This is a genomic window from Sphingomonas rubra, from assembly GCF_900115745.1.
Taxonomy (GTDB): domain Bacteria; phylum Pseudomonadota; class Alphaproteobacteria; order Sphingomonadales; family Sphingomonadaceae; genus Sphingomonas; species Sphingomonas rubra.
In genome coordinates, this window is sequence record NZ_FOXP01000002.1 from 181080 (window position 1) to 194917 (window position 13838).

Genomic DNA, 13838 nt, shown 5'->3' on the forward strand with positions numbered 1-13838 from the left:
GTCACCGATCGTGGCCCTGGATGCCGGGACTGGCCCGGCATGACGGCTCGGGCAGGCAGATCGAGGCGGAAAGTCGCGAAGTCGGCGCACAGGAAAGCGGTTCCACCCGCGCCGCGCTGCCGCTAGGGCAGGTCGGCATGCCGAGCCTGCCCAACCTCCTGACGCTGTCGCGCATCGTCGCGGTGCCGCTGCTCGTCGGGCTGCTGTGGTGGCCGGCCTGGACGACGGGCTACGCGCTCGCCTTCGCGCTCTACTGCCTGATGGGCATCACGGATTATTTCGACGGCTATCTCGCCCGATCGAACGGCGCGGTGTCGCGACTCGGCGTGTTCCTCGATCCGATCGCCGACAAGATCATGGTCGCCTCGGTGATCCTGATGCTGGTCGGCACGCGCGACATCCAGGGCGTCCACTTGATCGCGGCGCTGGTCATCCTGCTGCGCGAGATCGCGGTGTCGGGCCTGCGCGAGTTCCTGGCACCGCTTCACGTATCGGTGCCCGTGTCCAAGCTCGCCAAGTGGAAGACGACGTTGCAACTGGTGTCGCTCGGCGGGCTGATCCTCGCCGGGGCCGCGCCCGCCGCGCTGTGGATCGAGACGACGTCGCTCGCCGCCTTGTGGGGCGCGGCGGTGCTGACGCTGGTGACCGGCTGGGATTACCTGCGCGTCGGCCTGAAGCACATGGATTGAACGATGCGGATCCTGTATTTCGCCTGGGTGCGCGAGGGTGTCGGCACCGGTGAGGAGGAGGTCGACCTGCCCGCGACCGTTACCACCGTCGCCGCGCTGATCGACTGGCTCGCCACCCGCTCGCCCGCCCACGCCGCGGCCTTCGCCGAGCCCGCGCGTTTGCGCGCCGCGGTGGACCAGGAATTCGGGCCGCTCGATGCCTCGGTCGTCGGCGCGGCGGAGGTGGCGATCTTCCCGCCGGTGACCGGCGGATGATCCGCGTCCTCGTCTCGCCCGCCCCGATCGACGTGGCGGAGGAGCTGGCCGCTGCCGAGGCGGCCGGCGCGGGGGCGGTCGCCACCTTCACCGGCCTGGTCCGCGCCGACGAGCATGCCGACGGCACCGTCGCGGTGCTGGAGCTAGAACATTATCCCGGCGGCACCGAACGCGCGCTGGAGAAGCTCGCCGCGGAGGCGACCGCGCGCTGGTCGCTCGCCGCAGCGACGATCGTCCATCGCGTCGGGCCGATGCGGCCGGGCGAGCGGATCGTGTTCGTCGCCGCCGCCGCGCCGCACCGTGACGCCGCGCTCGACGCCTGCGCCTTCCTGATCGACCGGCTGAAGACCGACGCGCCCTTCTGGAAGCGCGAAACGCGCGGGAGCTCGGCCAGCTGGGTGGAAGCGCGCGACGCCGACGATGCCGCCGCCGCGCGCTGGGGAAATTAACCGAGCTTCGGCAGGCTGATCCCGTTGGTCAGGTGGATCACGCCGTTGGTCTCCATCTGATCGGCCTTGTCGATGAACGCCTTGTTGCCGACCGCGTCGGTCAGCAGCACCACGTTGTTCTCCAAACTCGCGGTCAGCGGCTGGCCCGACAGCGTGTTGAGCGTCGCACGACCGCCGCCGGCCGCGATCTGATCGCGGATCTGCTTCTCGGTCAGCGCGCCCGCGACGATGTGGTTTTTGATGATCGTCTGCAGGCCGGCCTTGTTGGCGGGCGCGGTCAGCGTGTCGAGCGTGCCCGGCGGCAGGCGATTGAACGCGGCGTCGCCCGGCGCGAACAGCGTGAACGGCCCGGGGCCGGACAGCAGAGTGGCCAGCTCCGCGGCGGTGACCAGACGGAGCAGCGTTGCCCGGTTGGGCAGCGTCGGCAGCGCGGCGGCGATCGTCATCGTCGGCGCGGCGCCCGGCTGCGCGGGTGCGGCCTGCCCCGGTGCGGCCGGTGCTGCGGTACCCGGAGTCGGGGCGGTCTGAGCCGCAGTAGGTGCGGTCTGGGCCTGCGTGGGCGGCGTGGCCGGCGCGGCGGGGCGCGCCTGCGCGGGGGCCGGCGCCGGCGCAGCCGTCTGTGCCAGCGTCGGCGCGGCGGCCAGACCGGTGGTGGCGAGCAGCAGGATGGCGAAACGCATGGATGGAAACTCCCGGTTGATGACCGGGAAATATTGCGCGAGCGGCACGATCGTTCCCTCGCCCGTGCGACTCATCACGGCATGGCGGGTGCCAGGAACCCGTCCACCACGTGCAGCACGCCATTCGGCCGCACCGATTCGGCCGTTCTCAGGTAAGCGCGGTCGCCGTCCCCATCGGTCAGCGTCACCACGTCGCCGGTCAGCGTCACCGCCAGCGGCTCGCCCGCCAGCGTCGGCAGCAGCGCCCGGCCGCCGCCGGCCGCGACGCGCCGGCGCAGTTCGGCCCCGTCGACCCGCCCTTCGACCAGGTGATAGGCGACGAACCGGCCCAGCGTATCGCGGTTCTCCGGCGCGACCAGCGCCTCCGCCACGCCCGGTGCCAGCCGCGCATAGGCGTCGTCGCTCGTCGCGAATACCGTGATCGCAGCGCTCCCCGCGGTGCGTGCGTCGCCGCTCGCCGCCAGTGCCGCCGCGAAGCGCGACAGGGTGGGCGTCGCCGCGATCTCCTGGCGCAGGTTGCGCTGCTCGGGCGCGATCACCACCGGCGGCGGCACCACCGCCACCGGTGGCGCCACGCAGCCCGCCGCCAGCAGCACGAGCGCGAACGGAAGCGCGCGCATCATCGCGCCGCCGCCAGCACGTCGGCGAGCAGCCGGAAGTCGCCCTCGCGAGGGGAGGCCCGCCGCCACACCAGGGCGACGTGCCGCACCGCCTCCGCCGCCGCCAGCGGCCTCGCGATCAGGCTGGTATGGTCGAGGATGCCCGCCTCCAGCGCCATTTCCGGGAGGATGGTAATGCCAAGGCCATTATCGACCATCTGCACCACCGTGTGCAGCGACGTGCCCAGCATGGTCGCTTCCGCGCGCACCTCCGGCCGGTTGCAGGCGGCGAGCGCGTGATCCTTCAGGCAATGGCCGTCCTCCAGCAGCAGCAGCCGCGTCTCGTCGATGTCGGCCGCCGGGATCGATGCGGGCGGCTCCTCCCCGTCGGATTGGAAGGCGACGAACAGCCGGTCGTCGAACAGGACCTGCGCCGCCACCTCGCCGCACGCGAAGGGCAGGGCGAGCAGCACGCAGTCGGTACGGCCGCCGTGCAGCCCCTCGCACGCCGGGCCGCTCGGCTCCTCGCGCAGGAACAGCTTGAGGTCCGGATAGTCGCGGCGCAGCGCCGGCAGCAGCCGCGGCAGGATGAACGGCGCGATCGTCGGGATCACGCTCATCCGCATCTCGCCGGTCAGCGGCCGGCCGGCGGCGCGGGCGAGGTCGCCCAGTTCCTCCGCCTCGCGCAGCACGCGCCTCGCCTTGGCGGTGATCCGCTCGCCCACCGGCGTGAAGCGCACCACCCGCCGCGTCCGCTCCACCAGCGTCACGCCGATCAGCGTCTCCAGGTCGCGCAGGCCCGCCGACAGCGTCGATTGGGTCACGAACACCGCCTCCGCCGCGCGCCCGAAATGACCATGGTCGGCGAGCGCCACCAGATATTGGAGCTGCTTCAAGGTCGGCAGATAGGTCGCAGCCATCGGCCCGCGCCTAGCCGCTATGCGCCCCGGCGCCTACCCGTGAAGCGCGCGCCACAACCCGAACAGGCTGGTGATCGTCAGGATCGTGCCGACCAGGATCATCAGCGTCCTGGCCGGCACCCGCTTGGCCAGCATCGCCCCGAACGGCGCCGCCAGCACCCCGCCGATCAGCAGCCCCACCGTCGCGTGGGTGAACGCCGCCCAGCCCAGCTGGGTCAGGAAGGTGGCGGAGATCGTCGCCGTCAGGAAGAATTCGGCGGTGTTGACGGTGCCGATGGTCGTCCTGGGTGTTGCGCCCTGAATCAGCAGGTTGGACGTCACCACCGGCCCCCAGCCGCCGCCGCCCGCCGCGTCGAGGAAGCCGCCCGCCAGCCCCAGCGGCTCGACCACCCTGGGTTCCTTCGCCCGCGGCATCGCGCGCAGGCCGCGGAACAGCAGGTACACGCCGATCGCGCTCAGATACGCCAGGATGAACGGCTTGGCGACGCCCGCGTCGATGTTGGACAGCACGTACGCGCCCAGCACGCCGCCGATCACGCCGGGGATCATCAGCCGCAGGAACAGCCGCCAGTTGACGTTGCGATGCGCGACGTGGCTGATTCCCGATACCGCGGTGGTGAACGTCTCCACCGTGTGCACCCCCGCCGATGCTGCGGCGGGCGGCACCCCGACCCACAGCAGCGCGGTGTTGGAGATGACGCCGAACGCCATGCCCAGCGCCCCGTCGACCACCTGCGCGCCGAAGCCGATCAGCATGAAGGGAAGGATGTCGGCGAACTCGATGCTGAACATGCAGGTCCTTTCGCACGGCAGGGTGCCGGGCCGGCGCAATCCCTACAACAAAGATCGGCTTTACCCACTCCATCGTGCGCGGGGCGGGGCGGACCCGCGACTGGCAATCGGGCGTTCGCCGTCCTAGATCGCGCGTTCGCGTAGGGCATACGCGAAGGAAACCGCATGAGCCTGTTCGCCTATCTCGATTCGATCCGCGCCCGCGATCCGGCGCCGCACAGCCGGGCGGAGGTGCTGACCTATCCGGGCGTCTGGGCGCTCGCCGGCCACCGCGTCGCGCATCGGCTCTACCGTGCGCGGCTGTTCTTTCTCGCCCGCCTCGTCAACCATTGGACGCGCGCCTGGACCGCGATCGACATCCATCCGGGTGCCAGGATCGGCCGCAACTTCTTCATCGACCACGGCTTCGTCGTGATCGGCGAGACGGCGGAGATCGGCGACGACGTCACCATCTACCAATGCGTGACGCTGGGCGGCACCAGCCCCGACAACGGCGTCGCGGGCAAGCGCCACCCGACCGTGATGGACGGCGCCATCATCGGCTCGGGCGCGCAGGTGCTGGGGCCGATCACGCTCGGCCGGCGCTCGCGCGTCGGCGCCAACGCGGTGGTGACCAGGGACGTGGCCGAGGGCGCGGTGATGGTCGGCATCCCCGCGCGCGCCACCACCGTCGCCGGCGGCGCCGCGCCCGAGCCGCCGTTCCTTCCCTACGGCACCGCCTGTTCGGAGCATTTCGACCCCGCCACGCAGAAGACCGAGCTGCTCCGCTGCGAGGTGGAGCAACTCCGCCGCCGTCTCGACGCGCTGATCGCCGAGCAGCGGGAGCGCGACCGGGCGTGAGGACCCGCGCATAATGGGCGTCGTCCCTTTCCCGACGAAGCGCGAGGCCCAGATCGGCTTCGAGCGCGCCGAGCTCAACCGCATCCTCGATCTCTACGGCCGCATGGTCGCCGCGGGTCACTGGCGCGACTACGCGATGGAGTTCGGCCGCGACACCGCCACCTTCTCCGCCTTCCGTCGCAGTGCCGAGCGGCCGGAGATCCGCATCGAGAAACGCCCGGCGCTGCGCCAGCGCCAGGGCATGTGGGCGCTGGTCGGAGAAGGCGGCGCGGTGCTGAAACGCGGCCACGAACTGGGGCCGGTACTCGCGCCGGTCGAGCGGCGGCTGCTCAAGCTGGTGGAGGAGTAGGGGAGGGCCGGGAAACCGATCGCGTATCAAGAACGCCAGCGGCTTCCCCAAACCCTGCATGGCGAGAATGTGGCGATGGTACGCATGGCCTGATCCGGATCGCGGCCGCCACTTGGCGCTGTTGAAGCCTTTGCGCGACGTGATTGTGCTGAGACATGAGCAGCGATAACACACGGCAGCGGAGTAAGCGGGGAGGGGTTATGGCTATCCGGAGAACGCTCGTAGCCGGCATCACGGGCAGTGCGGCGGCCGCAGCAGCGATCGCCGCAGATCCTCCTACCCAACTCGCCCCCACCTCGAAGTGGCAGATGGATTACGCTCCGACCGAGTGTCGGCTTCTCCGCACGTTCGGCGAGGGAAAGAGCAAGACGACCCTTCAGCTTAGCCGGCTCGACGTGAGCGATGTTCTCGAAATGGCCTTGGCCGCCCAGCATGTGCCGGTGACCGACGGCGACGTTCCGGTGTCGGTAAGCACCTCAACCGTTGCCCAAGTTCCGGGTATGCAGGCGCGCGGTTTCGCCGCTGCCGGTAAATTTCCCGGAAGCATCCGCTTCAGGCCGGACAAGGACCTTCCGGGCGCTCTTCGCAGCGATGTCGCAGCAGGTCTATCGACCAAGCTCGGCGTACGTTTCGCAAGGCGCTATGCTGTCCAGCTCGACATGGGATCGATGAAGGGTGCACTTACCGCCCTCGACAAGTGCATGGACAATCTCATCGCAAGTTGGGGCCTTGATCCTGCCGAGCAGCAGCAGCGGAAAAGTGCGCCGGAGCCTCTCGTCGACCCAGCCAAATGGTTCCGGCCCAGTGATTATCCCGCCGCTCTCGATCGCAGCGGAGCCGGTGGCATCGTCGTGCTGCGACTTATAGTGGCGGCAGATGGATCGATCCAAGACCGCGCGGTGGCAAAGTCGGGCGGCGACAAAGCTTTTGAAGACTTAACATGCGAACTGACCAAAGCGCGCGCACAGTTCCGCCCGGCCATCGGTGCCGGTGGACAGCCGATCAAATCCGTTTGGATCAACCGGATCCATTGGCAACCAGCCATGCCGTTCGTAATTAAACGAAATTGACCATCGGGAGCAGGGCATGATGAGCCATGCCCTGTAGAAATGTTCTCGATCAGGAACCGCTAATGGGGGAGGGCGCACGGACGTATCCATGGAAGCATGGACATAACGTTGAATGCGCCCGCAACATGTTTTCGATTGCTCTTGCCCTAAACTACTCACCGGGCACGGAGAAGCAGGAAAACCGCACGACTCCCAGGGCGTTTCCGCTCGAACAAACTTCCCGTAGTCGAGGTGCGAGCGATCGCTGTCCTACAAGTCCCGAATCGGCTACAAGCGGGTCAGGAAATCAACCTCGCTCTTTCTCAATATCGCATATCTGGAAACGATCACGCCTGCACGTTTCGTTTTGAGAGTCAATCGAGTCAAGCAAGTGTCAACTTCGGTGCTCAGCCGCCTTGCAGCGTCCGCCCGATCAGCATCGCCTGCTCGGCGCCCGATCCAGGGACGATCTCGCCCGTGCGATCCGCGATCCGGTCCCAGGCGGCGGCGACGCCCTCGGGCGACAGATCATCGCCATGGAGTGCGACGCCGGGCGTCAGCGTGATGGCCGACGACTGGAACACGCCGGCGCCCGCGCCGACGATCTGGCCGGTCGGCGCGTCCTTCGAGACGAGGAACAACGCGGCGGGCGCGACCTTGTCGGGGGAGAAGGCGTCGAACATCGCGTCGGGGAACAGCCCCTCGGTCATCCGCGTGCCCGCGGTCGGCGCGATCGTGTTGACGCGGATGTCGTTCTTGGCGCCCTCCAGCGACAGCGTCCTGGCCAGGCCGGCGATGCCCAGCTTGGCCGCGCCGTAATTGGCCTGGCCGAAATTGCCGAACAGGCCCGACGAGGAGGAGGTCATCAGCACGCGGCCGTAATTCTGCTGGCGGAACTGCTCCCAGCACGCCTTGGTCGCGAAGGCGGAGCCGAGCAGGTGGACGCGAACCACGAACTCGAAATCGGCCGGCTCCATCTTGGCGAAACTCTTGTCGCGGAGCACGCCGGCGTTGTTGATGAGGATGTGGACGGCTCCCCAGCGCTCCACCGCGGCGGCGACCATCGCCTGCATCTGCGCGTAGTCGGACACGTCGCCGCCGTCCGCCATCGCCTCGCCGCCGGCCGCCTCGATCTCCGCGACCGCGGCGCGCGCCGCGTCCGAGTGGCCGCCGCCGTCGCGCGATCCGCCCAGGTCGTTGACCACTACCCTGGCACCGCGCGCGGCCAGGGCCAGCGCGTACTCGCGCCCCAGTCCGCCGCCCGCGCCGGTGACGATGGCAACTTGGTCGTCGAAGCGGATGGACATGGAAAAGGGCGCTCCAGATGGTGGAGCGCCCTTCCTATCTCGGCTACGCCGTGGCGCAACCGGTCAGTCGATTACTTGCCGCCGCGCTGGCGACAGCCGTCGAACTGGCCCTTCTTGCAGATCGGATAGCTGGCCTTGGGCGCCGGCGCCGGATAGGCCTGCGACGGCGGCGGAGCTGCCTGGAACACGACGGGCGCACCCGGTGCCGGCGTTCCCTGCAACGCCGGTCCGACCGGCTGGTAACCACCCGCCGTATCGGCCGCCGCGGCCATCGGCGGCGTACCGGGCGCCGCCATCTGCGAGCCGCTGGGCGACTGCATGTCCGCCGTACCGGCGGGGGCGGTCGTCTGGGACGGATCGGTCGCCGGCATCTGGCCGGTCTGCGCCGGGTCCGACGTGGTCGGCGGCGTCGTCTGGGTGGTCGGCGCGCCGGTGGTGGTGCCGGTCGTCGTGTCCTGCGCGATCACGGGCGACGCGATCAGCGCGGTCGCGGCGAGAAGGATCAGCTTCATGGAGAATCTCCTGCGGAAAATGAGCGCGATTGCGTTCACGCTGCACCCCAACGCCCCACGTCGCGGGTTGTTTCGCAGGCGGTTCCTATTAGGCGGTCAGCACCCCTCGCTGTCGAGCGCGTAGCCCGCCGATCGTACCGTGCGGATGATGTCCGGCCGGTCGCCGACGTTGATCGCCTTGCGCAAGCGGCGGATATGCACGTCGACCGTGCGGCTCTCGATGTCGCTGTCGTGTCCCCAGACGCTGTCGAGCAGGCGTTCGCGGCTGAAGACGTGGCCGGGATGCTCCAGGAAATGGCGCAGCAGCCGGAACTCGGTGGGGCCGAGCGGCACCACCTCGCCGTTGCGGCGGACCTTGTGGCCCACCGTGTCCATCTCGATATCGGCATAAGCGAGCTGCTCGCCGGCCAGCCCGGGGCGGACGCGGCGCAGCACGGCGCCGACCCGCGCCACCAGCTCGCGCGGCGAAAAGGGCTTGGTGACGTAGTCGTCCGCCCCCGTCTCCAGCCCGCGCACCCGGTCCTCCTCCTCGCCGCGGGCGGTGAGCATGATGATGGGGACGTTCTGCGTCTCGGGCGCGCGGCGCAGGCGGCGGCACACCTCCAGGCCGGAGATGCCCTCGACCATCCAGTCGAGCAGGACGATGTCGGGCGTCCGCTCCTTGGCGAGCAGCAGCGCCTCCTCGCCGTCGGGCGTGTGCACCACCTCGAAATCCTCTCGGCGGAAGTTGAATTGGAGCAGCTCGGCGAGGGCGGCATCGTCCTCGACCAGCAACAGGCGGGCACGGGCCATGTTCAGTTCCTTTCCTTGCCGCCGCGATCGGCGATCTGGATGCCGGTGGCGGCGAAATACACCATTTCGGCGACGTTGGTGGCGTGGTCGCCGATCCGCTCCAGGTTCTTGGCGACGAACAACAGGTGCGCGACCTGGCTGATCGTCGCCGGATTCTCGACCATGTAGGTCACCAGCGTGCGAAAAATGCTGTCGTAGAAATCATCCAGCGCCCGGTCGCTGTCGAGCACCGCCAGCGCCGCGTCGGCGTCGCGGGCGCCGAAGGCGTCGAGGGCGTGGCGTACCATCTCGCCCGCCATGCGGCCCATCGCGGGGAGGATCGATACCGGCTCGATCCGGTGCTCGCCCTCGATCTGGGGGATGCGGCGGGCGATGTTCTTGGCATAATCGGCGATCCGCTCGACCACGGAGGCGATCTTCATCGCCGCCACCACCTCGCGCAGGTCGTTGGCGAGGGGCGCGCGCAGGGCGATGACGCGCACCGCCAGCCGCTCCACCTCCGCCTCCAGCCGGTCGATCGCGGCGTCGCCGGCGCGCACCTCCTCGGCCAGCGACAGGTCGGCGCGGCCGAGCGCCTGCATCGCCTTGACGATCGCCTCCTCGGCGAGCCCGCCCATCTGCGCGACGAGCCCACGCAGCTGGCCGATGTCGTTGTCGAATGCCTTCACGGTATGCTGGTTCACGTTAGCCGTACCTGCCGGTGATATAGTCGCGCGTGCGGGTCTCGCGCGGGTTGGTGAAGAGCTCGGACGTCGCGCCGTACTCGATCAGCCGCCCCGCGTCGAAGAAGGCGGTGCGCTGCGACACACGCGCGGCCTGCTGCATGTTGTGGGTGACGATGCAGATGGCGTAGCGCCCGCGCAGATCGCCGATCAACTCCTCGATCCGCGCGGTGCCGATCGGATCGAGCGCGCTGCACGGCTCGTCCATCAGGATCACCTCGGGCTCCACCGCCAGCGCGCGGGCGATGCACAGCCGCTGCTGCTGACCGCCCGACAGCGACAGCGCGGGGTCGCCCAGCCGGTCGCGCACCTCCGCCCACAGCCCGGCCCGGGTGAGTGCCCGCTCCACCTGCGCGTCGAGGTCCGCCCGGCCGCGCGCGAGGCCGTGGATGCGCAGGCCGTAGGCGACGTTCTCGCGGATCGTCTTGGGGAACGGGTTCGGCGCCTGGAACACCATGCCGACGCGCGCGCGCAGCGCCACCGGATCGGTCGCGGGGGCGTACACGTCCTCCCCGTCGAGGGTGACGAGACCCTGGACACGCGCGCCCGCCACGGAGTCGTTGAGCCGGTTGAGCGTGCGCAGCAGCGTCGACTTGCCGCAGCCCGACGGGCCGATCAGCGCGATCACCTCCTCGCGCTCGATGTCGAGCGAGACGTTCGACAGCGCGGGCTTGGCGCCGTACCAGACGCTGACGTCGCGCACGGTCATCTTGGTGCCCGCGGTCATCGGCGTACCTCCCCGCGGTGGCGCAGCCAGGCGGCGACGCCGTTCATCGCGAACAGCAGCACCAGCAGCACGACGATCGCCGCCGACGTCTTCTCCGCGAAGCCGCGGTCGATCTGGTCGGACCAGAGGAAGATCTGCACGGGCAGCACGGTGGCAGGCTCGGTCATCCCGGTCGGCGCGGCGGGGATGAAGGCGCGCATGCCGATCAGCAGCAGCGGCGCCGTCTCGCCCAGCGCGCGCGATCCGCCGATGATGGCGCCGGTCAGGATGCCGGGCCAGGCACGCGGCAGCACGTGGTGGAACGTCACCTGCACCCGGCTCGCCCCCACCGCCAGCGCCGCCTCGCGGATCGAGCCGGGCACCGCGCGGATCGCCGAGCGGCCGGCGATGACGATCACCGGCATGGTCATCAGCGCCAGCGTCAGCCCGCCGACCAGCGGCGCCGATCGCGGCAGGCCCATCGTGCCGAGGAACAGGAGCAGCCCGAGCAGGCCGAAGATGATCGATGGCACGGCGGCGAGGTTGTTGATCGATCCCTCGATCAGGGTCGCCCAGGCGCTGCGCGGGGCCAGTTCCTCCAGATACAGCGCGGCGAGCACCCCGACGGGCAGCGCCAGCGCCAGCGTCAGGCCCAGCACCATCAGCGATCCCCGCAGGGCCGCGCCGATCCCCGCCCGCGTCGCCTCGGTCGCGTCGGTGCCGCGAAGGAAATGGCCGTCGATGCCGCCGATCCCGGCGACCAGCATGCTGCCGAGCAGGAACAGCAGGCAGCCGATCGACACGGCCACTGCGGCGCGGCCGAGCAGGCGGAACCGGTGCTCGGCGGCGCGCCGGCGACGCGCGTGGCGACGCATGGCGGCGCTGCCCCATTCGGTCGGGCCGCCATCGATCGGCCCCCTGTCAGGCACGAGCGGCCCCGCGGCGGCGCATCGCGGCGAGTGCGACGAAGTTGAGGAACAGCGTCAACAGGAACAACACCAGGCCCAGCGCGAAGGCGGCGAGCGTCTTGGCACTGTCGAACGTCGCCTCGCCGGTGAGCAGGTCGACGATCTGGCGGGTGACGGTAGTGGCGGGCGCGAACGGGTTGGCGCTGATCGTCGCGACGCTGCTCGCGGCCATCACCACAATCATCGTCTCGCCCACCGCGCGGCTGACCGCGAGCAGCACGCCGCCGGCGATGCCCGGCAGCGCGGTTGGCAGCAGGACGTGGCGGACCGTCTCGGACGGGGTCGCCCCCAGCGCCAGGCTCGCCTCTGCGAGGGTGCGCGGCACCGCCGACAATGCATCGTCGGCGGTGGAGGAGACGAAGGGGATAATCATCACGCCCATCACCAGCCCGGCGGCGAGCGCGCTCTCCGACGAAGCGGCACCGATGCCGAGCGCCACGCCCAGGTCGCGGATCGCGGGCGCCACCGTCACCGCGGCGAGATAGCCGTAGACCACCGTCGGAATCCCGGCGAGCACCTCCAGCGCCGGCTTGGCCCAGCGGCGCGTGCGCGGCGCGGCATAGTGCGACAGGTAGATCGCGCTGAGCAGCCCCAGCGGCACCGCCACCCCCATGGCGATCACCGCGCCGATGAAGAAACTGCCCCAGAACAGCGGCAGCGCGCCCATGCCCGCGGTCGGATCGCCGCCCTCGATCGTCTGCGGGCTCCAGTGGGTGCCGAACAGGAACTCGCCGGCCGGCACGATCGCGAAGAAGCGGCCGCCCTCCCACAAAAGCGACAGGAGGATGCCGGCGGTGGTGACGATCGCGACCATCGACGCGGCGAACAGTGCCGCGACGACGATCCGTTCCACTCGCTTGCCCGCCGCGAATCCCGGCCGCAGCCGCGCGAAGGCGAGACCCCCCCCGACAAGGGCGAGCAGCAACGCCAGCATCGCGGGCAATGTTATCTCGTCTGCCGGTCGCATCATCGCCCAGCACAGGAGCAGCGCGAGGGCCGGCAGACCCGTCCAGACGGCCACGTACCAGCCCTGCTGGCGCGGCAGCACGCCGCGCGACGCGGTGAAGGCGAGGGCGCGCGCGTGCCCGGCCAGCCAGCCGATCAGCGCGAGGCCGAACACCGCGAGGAGCAGCGCCGTCACGCCAGCGTCCGCGGGTCGAGCGGCGCACGCGTGAGCAGCGTGCGCCGTGCGGCCGCCCGCTCTGCGGGGGGCGAGGCGATCAGGCCGCGCCCGACGAGCGGCCCGTTGGGCGCGGCGGCGGCGAGATAGCGGGCAAGGAAGTCGGCGAGCCCCGGCACCGTGCCGAGCGCATCGCGCCTGACGTAGAGGAAGAGCGGCCGGGCGCCCGGATAACGGCCGCTGGCGATGGCGGCATAGTCCGGTCTCACGCCATCCAGTGGAATGCCCGTCAGCGTGTCGCGGTTGGCCTCCAGATACCCGTAGCCGAATACCCCGACGGCTCCCTGGTCGGCGCGCAGCTTGCGAACGGTGAGATTGTCGTTCTCGCCCGCGTCGACATAGGCACCGTCCTCGCGCACGCGGGTGCAGCGGCGGTGCCGGACGACGGGCGGCAGCGCCGCCGCGCCGGGATCGACCGCCGCGCAGCCGGGCGCCAGCACCATCTCCGCCAGCGCGTCGCGGGTGCCGCTCGTCGCGGGCGGGCCGTAGACGCGGATCGGCACCGGCGGCAGCGCGGCGTCGACGTCGTGCCAGGTCCGTGCCGTGTTGGCGACGCCGCCCGGCGCCTCGGCCAGCGCGCGGTACAGGGTGGCGTTGCTCAGGCGCAGCGGCACGGCGCCGCGGGCCTGCGCGAAGGCGAGCCCGTCGCGGCCGATCCGCAGCTCGACGATCGGGCCGACGCCGTTGCGCGCGCACAATCGGTACTCGCCGGCGCGCATCCGCCGCGACGCGCCGACGATGTCGGGATGCGCGGTCCCCGTGCCGGCGCAGAACAGCCGGAACCCCGCGCCGGTGCCCGTCGATTCGATCACGGGTGCGGGCGCGGCCGGATCGGCATCGACGAACCGTTCCGCGATCAGCGCGGTGAAGGGGTAGACGGTGGAGGACCCGACCGCGGTGATCCGCTCGCGCGCGCCCGCGCCGCCGGCGACCGGACCCTGGCACGACGCCAGCGACAGGAGGAGGACGAGAAGGCGCATGCGAGGGAGTTCCCGGCGCGACGCCCGCCGCCCCGCCGCCGCGGCCTAT

Annotated in this window: 18 protein-coding genes; 6 read left to right on the plus strand and 12 right to left on the minus strand. The window is 70.5% G+C overall.

The annotated features are described in order from the left end of the window. Positions 1–137: 137 nt before the first annotated feature. From pgsA to BM145_RS03335, 3 genes are read left to right on the plus strand one after another with little or no spacing between them, the layout of a single operon-like run. Positions 138–689, plus strand: a complete 552-nt coding sequence (gene pgsA, locus BM145_RS03325; protein WP_093331766.1) for a CDP-diacylglycerol--glycerol-3-phosphate 3-phosphatidyltransferase — start codon at positions 138–140, stop codon at positions 687–689. Positions 690–692: 3 nt separating this feature from the next. Next, a complete protein-coding gene (gene moaD / locus BM145_RS03330; protein ID WP_093331260.1) occupies positions 693–944 on the plus strand; it encodes a molybdopterin converting factor subunit 1 in 252 nt (83 codons plus the stop codon). Beyond that, positions 941–1393, plus strand: coding sequence for a molybdenum cofactor biosynthesis protein MoaE (locus tag BM145_RS03335; protein ID WP_093331262.1), 453 nt, complete (start codon positions 941–943; stop codon positions 1391–1393). The genes moaD and BM145_RS03335 overlap by 4 nt, the downstream gene beginning before the upstream one ends. Here the strand turns inward: BM145_RS03335 and BM145_RS03340 are convergent. Genes BM145_RS03340 through BM145_RS03355 form a run of 4 tightly spaced genes read right to left on the minus strand, consistent with a single transcriptional unit; the run spans position 1390 to position 4384 of the window. Further along, the gene (locus tag BM145_RS03340) at positions 1390–2148 is read right to left on the minus strand and encodes a fasciclin domain-containing protein (RefSeq protein ID WP_093331264.1); all 759 of its coding nucleotides are present in this window, start codon (positions 2146–2148) and stop codon (positions 1390–1392) included. The genes BM145_RS03335 and BM145_RS03340 overlap by 4 nt on opposite strands. Further along, positions 2148–2696, minus strand: a complete 549-nt coding sequence (locus tag BM145_RS03345; protein WP_093331265.1) for a fasciclin domain-containing protein — start codon at positions 2694–2696, stop codon at positions 2148–2150. Before BM145_RS03345 ends, BM145_RS03340 begins: the two co-directional genes overlap by 1 nt. Next, entirely contained in the window at positions 2693–3592 is a 900-nt protein-coding gene (locus tag BM145_RS03350; protein ID WP_093331268.1) for a hydrogen peroxide-inducible genes activator, read from the minus strand. The genes BM145_RS03345 and BM145_RS03350 overlap by 4 nt, the downstream gene beginning before the upstream one ends. 33 nt (positions 3593–3625) lie before the next feature. Further along, on the minus strand, positions 3626–4384 hold the full coding sequence (locus tag BM145_RS03355; RefSeq protein WP_093331270.1) for a sulfite exporter TauE/SafE family protein: 759 nt from the start codon (positions 4382–4384) through the stop codon (positions 3626–3628). Positions 4385–4549: 165 nt separating this feature from the next. On the opposite strand from BM145_RS03355, the gene epsC reads away from it, so the two are divergent. From epsC to BM145_RS03370, 3 genes are all read left to right on the plus strand, one after another. Continuing rightward, positions 4550–5224 (plus strand): serine O-acetyltransferase EpsC, encoded by a 675-nt coding sequence (gene epsC / locus BM145_RS03360; RefSeq protein WP_093331273.1) that lies wholly within the window; start codon positions 4550–4552, stop codon positions 5222–5224. A 13-nt stretch (positions 5225–5237) separates the two neighbouring features. After that, on the plus strand, positions 5238–5573 hold the full coding sequence (locus BM145_RS03365; protein ID WP_093331275.1) for a DUF2794 domain-containing protein: 336 nt from the start codon (positions 5238–5240) through the stop codon (positions 5571–5573). Between the two features lie 200 nt (positions 5574–5773). Further along, positions 5774–6643: a TonB family protein gene (locus BM145_RS03370; RefSeq protein ID WP_177200072.1), complete on the plus strand. Its 870-nt coding sequence runs from the start codon at positions 5774–5776 to the stop codon at positions 6641–6643. A 386-nt stretch (positions 6644–7029) separates the two neighbouring features. Here the strand turns inward: BM145_RS03370 and BM145_RS03375 are convergent, their stop codons facing one another. The 8 genes from BM145_RS03375 to BM145_RS03410 form a co-directional block, all read right to left on the minus strand. After that, entirely contained in the window at positions 7030–7929 is a 900-nt protein-coding gene (locus BM145_RS03375; protein ID WP_093331281.1) for an SDR family NAD(P)-dependent oxidoreductase, read from the minus strand. Positions 7930–8000: 71 nt separating this feature from the next. Next, entirely contained in the window at positions 8001–8441 is a 441-nt protein-coding gene (locus BM145_RS03380; protein ID WP_093331283.1) for a hypothetical protein, read from the minus strand. A gap of 96 nt (positions 8442–8537) precedes the next feature. Further along, complete coding sequence (gene phoB / locus BM145_RS03385; protein WP_093331284.1) at positions 8538–9233, minus strand: phosphate regulon transcriptional regulator PhoB; 696 nt, start codon at positions 9231–9233, stop codon at positions 8538–8540. Positions 9234–9235: 2 nt separating this feature from the next. Then, positions 9236–9916 carry a phosphate signaling complex protein PhoU gene (gene phoU / locus BM145_RS03390; protein WP_093331286.1) on the minus strand — a complete coding sequence of 227 codons (681 nt, stop codon included), beginning with the start codon at positions 9914–9916 and terminating at the stop codon, positions 9236–9238. 1 nt (position 9917) lies between these two features. Next, positions 9918–10682 carry a phosphate ABC transporter ATP-binding protein PstB gene (gene pstB, locus BM145_RS03395; protein WP_093331288.1) on the minus strand — a complete coding sequence of 255 codons (765 nt, stop codon included), beginning with the start codon at positions 10680–10682 and terminating at the stop codon, positions 9918–9920. Continuing rightward, the gene (gene pstA / locus BM145_RS03400; RefSeq protein ID WP_425441077.1) at positions 10679–11590 is read right to left on the minus strand and encodes a phosphate ABC transporter permease PstA; all 912 of its coding nucleotides are present in this window, start codon (positions 11588–11590) and stop codon (positions 10679–10681) included. Before pstA ends, pstB begins: the two co-directional genes overlap by 4 nt. Then, positions 11583–12770 (minus strand): phosphate ABC transporter permease subunit PstC, encoded by a 1188-nt coding sequence (pstC, locus tag BM145_RS03405; protein WP_093331293.1) that lies wholly within the window; start codon positions 12768–12770, stop codon positions 11583–11585. The genes pstA and pstC overlap by 8 nt, the downstream gene beginning before the upstream one ends. Next, positions 12767–13789 (minus strand): substrate-binding domain-containing protein, encoded by a 1023-nt coding sequence (locus BM145_RS03410; RefSeq protein ID WP_093331296.1) that lies wholly within the window; start codon positions 13787–13789, stop codon positions 12767–12769. Before BM145_RS03410 ends, pstC begins: the two co-directional genes overlap by 4 nt. Between the last annotated feature and the right edge of the window lie 49 nt (positions 13790–13838).

Excerpts from the sequence above, each read along its gene's own strand:
- BM145_RS03345 (WP_093331265.1), bottom strand. The coding sequence starts at position 2,696 with ATGATGCGCGCGCTTCCGTTCGCGCTCGTGCTGCTGGCGGCGGGCTGC.
- pgsA (WP_093331766.1), top strand. The coding sequence starts at position 138 with ATGCCGAGCCTGCCCAACCTCCTGACGCTGTCGCGCATCGTCGCGGTG.
- BM145_RS03350 (WP_093331268.1), bottom strand. The coding sequence starts at position 3,592 with ATGGCTGCGACCTATCTGCCGACCTTGAAGCAGCTCCAATATCTGGTG.
- BM145_RS03335 (WP_093331262.1), top strand. The coding sequence starts at position 941 with ATGATCCGCGTCCTCGTCTCGCCCGCCCCGATCGACGTGGCGGAGGAG.
- BM145_RS03410 (WP_093331296.1), bottom strand. The coding sequence starts at position 13,789 with ATGCGCCTTCTCGTCCTCCTCCTGTCGCTGGCGTCGTGCCAGGGTCCG.
- moaD (WP_093331260.1), top strand. The coding sequence starts at position 693 with ATGCGGATCCTGTATTTCGCCTGGGTGCGCGAGGGTGTCGGCACCGGT.
- BM145_RS03365 (WP_093331275.1), top strand. The coding sequence starts at position 5,238 with ATGGGCGTCGTCCCTTTCCCGACGAAGCGCGAGGCCCAGATCGGCTTC.
- epsC (WP_093331273.1), top strand. The coding sequence starts at position 4,550 with ATGAGCCTGTTCGCCTATCTCGATTCGATCCGCGCCCGCGATCCGGCG.
- BM145_RS03370 (WP_177200072.1), top strand. The coding sequence starts at position 5,774 with ATGGCTATCCGGAGAACGCTCGTAGCCGGCATCACGGGCAGTGCGGCG.
- BM145_RS03355 (WP_093331270.1), bottom strand. The coding sequence starts at position 4,384 with ATGTTCAGCATCGAGTTCGCCGACATCCTTCCCTTCATGCTGATCGGC.
- BM145_RS03340 (WP_093331264.1), bottom strand. The coding sequence starts at position 2,148 with ATGAGTCGCACGGGCGAGGGAACGATCGTGCCGCTCGCGCAATATTTC.
- BM145_RS03375 (WP_093331281.1), bottom strand. The coding sequence starts at position 7,929 with ATGTCCATCCGCTTCGACGACCAAGTTGCCATCGTCACCGGCGCGGGC.
- BM145_RS03380 (WP_093331283.1), bottom strand. The coding sequence starts at position 8,441 with ATGAAGCTGATCCTTCTCGCCGCGACCGCGCTGATCGCGTCGCCCGTG.
- phoB (WP_093331284.1), bottom strand. The coding sequence starts at position 9,233 with ATGGCCCGTGCCCGCCTGTTGCTGGTCGAGGACGATGCCGCCCTCGCC.
- pstB (WP_093331288.1), bottom strand. The coding sequence starts at position 10,682 with ATGACCGCGGGCACCAAGATGACCGTGCGCGACGTCAGCGTCTGGTAC.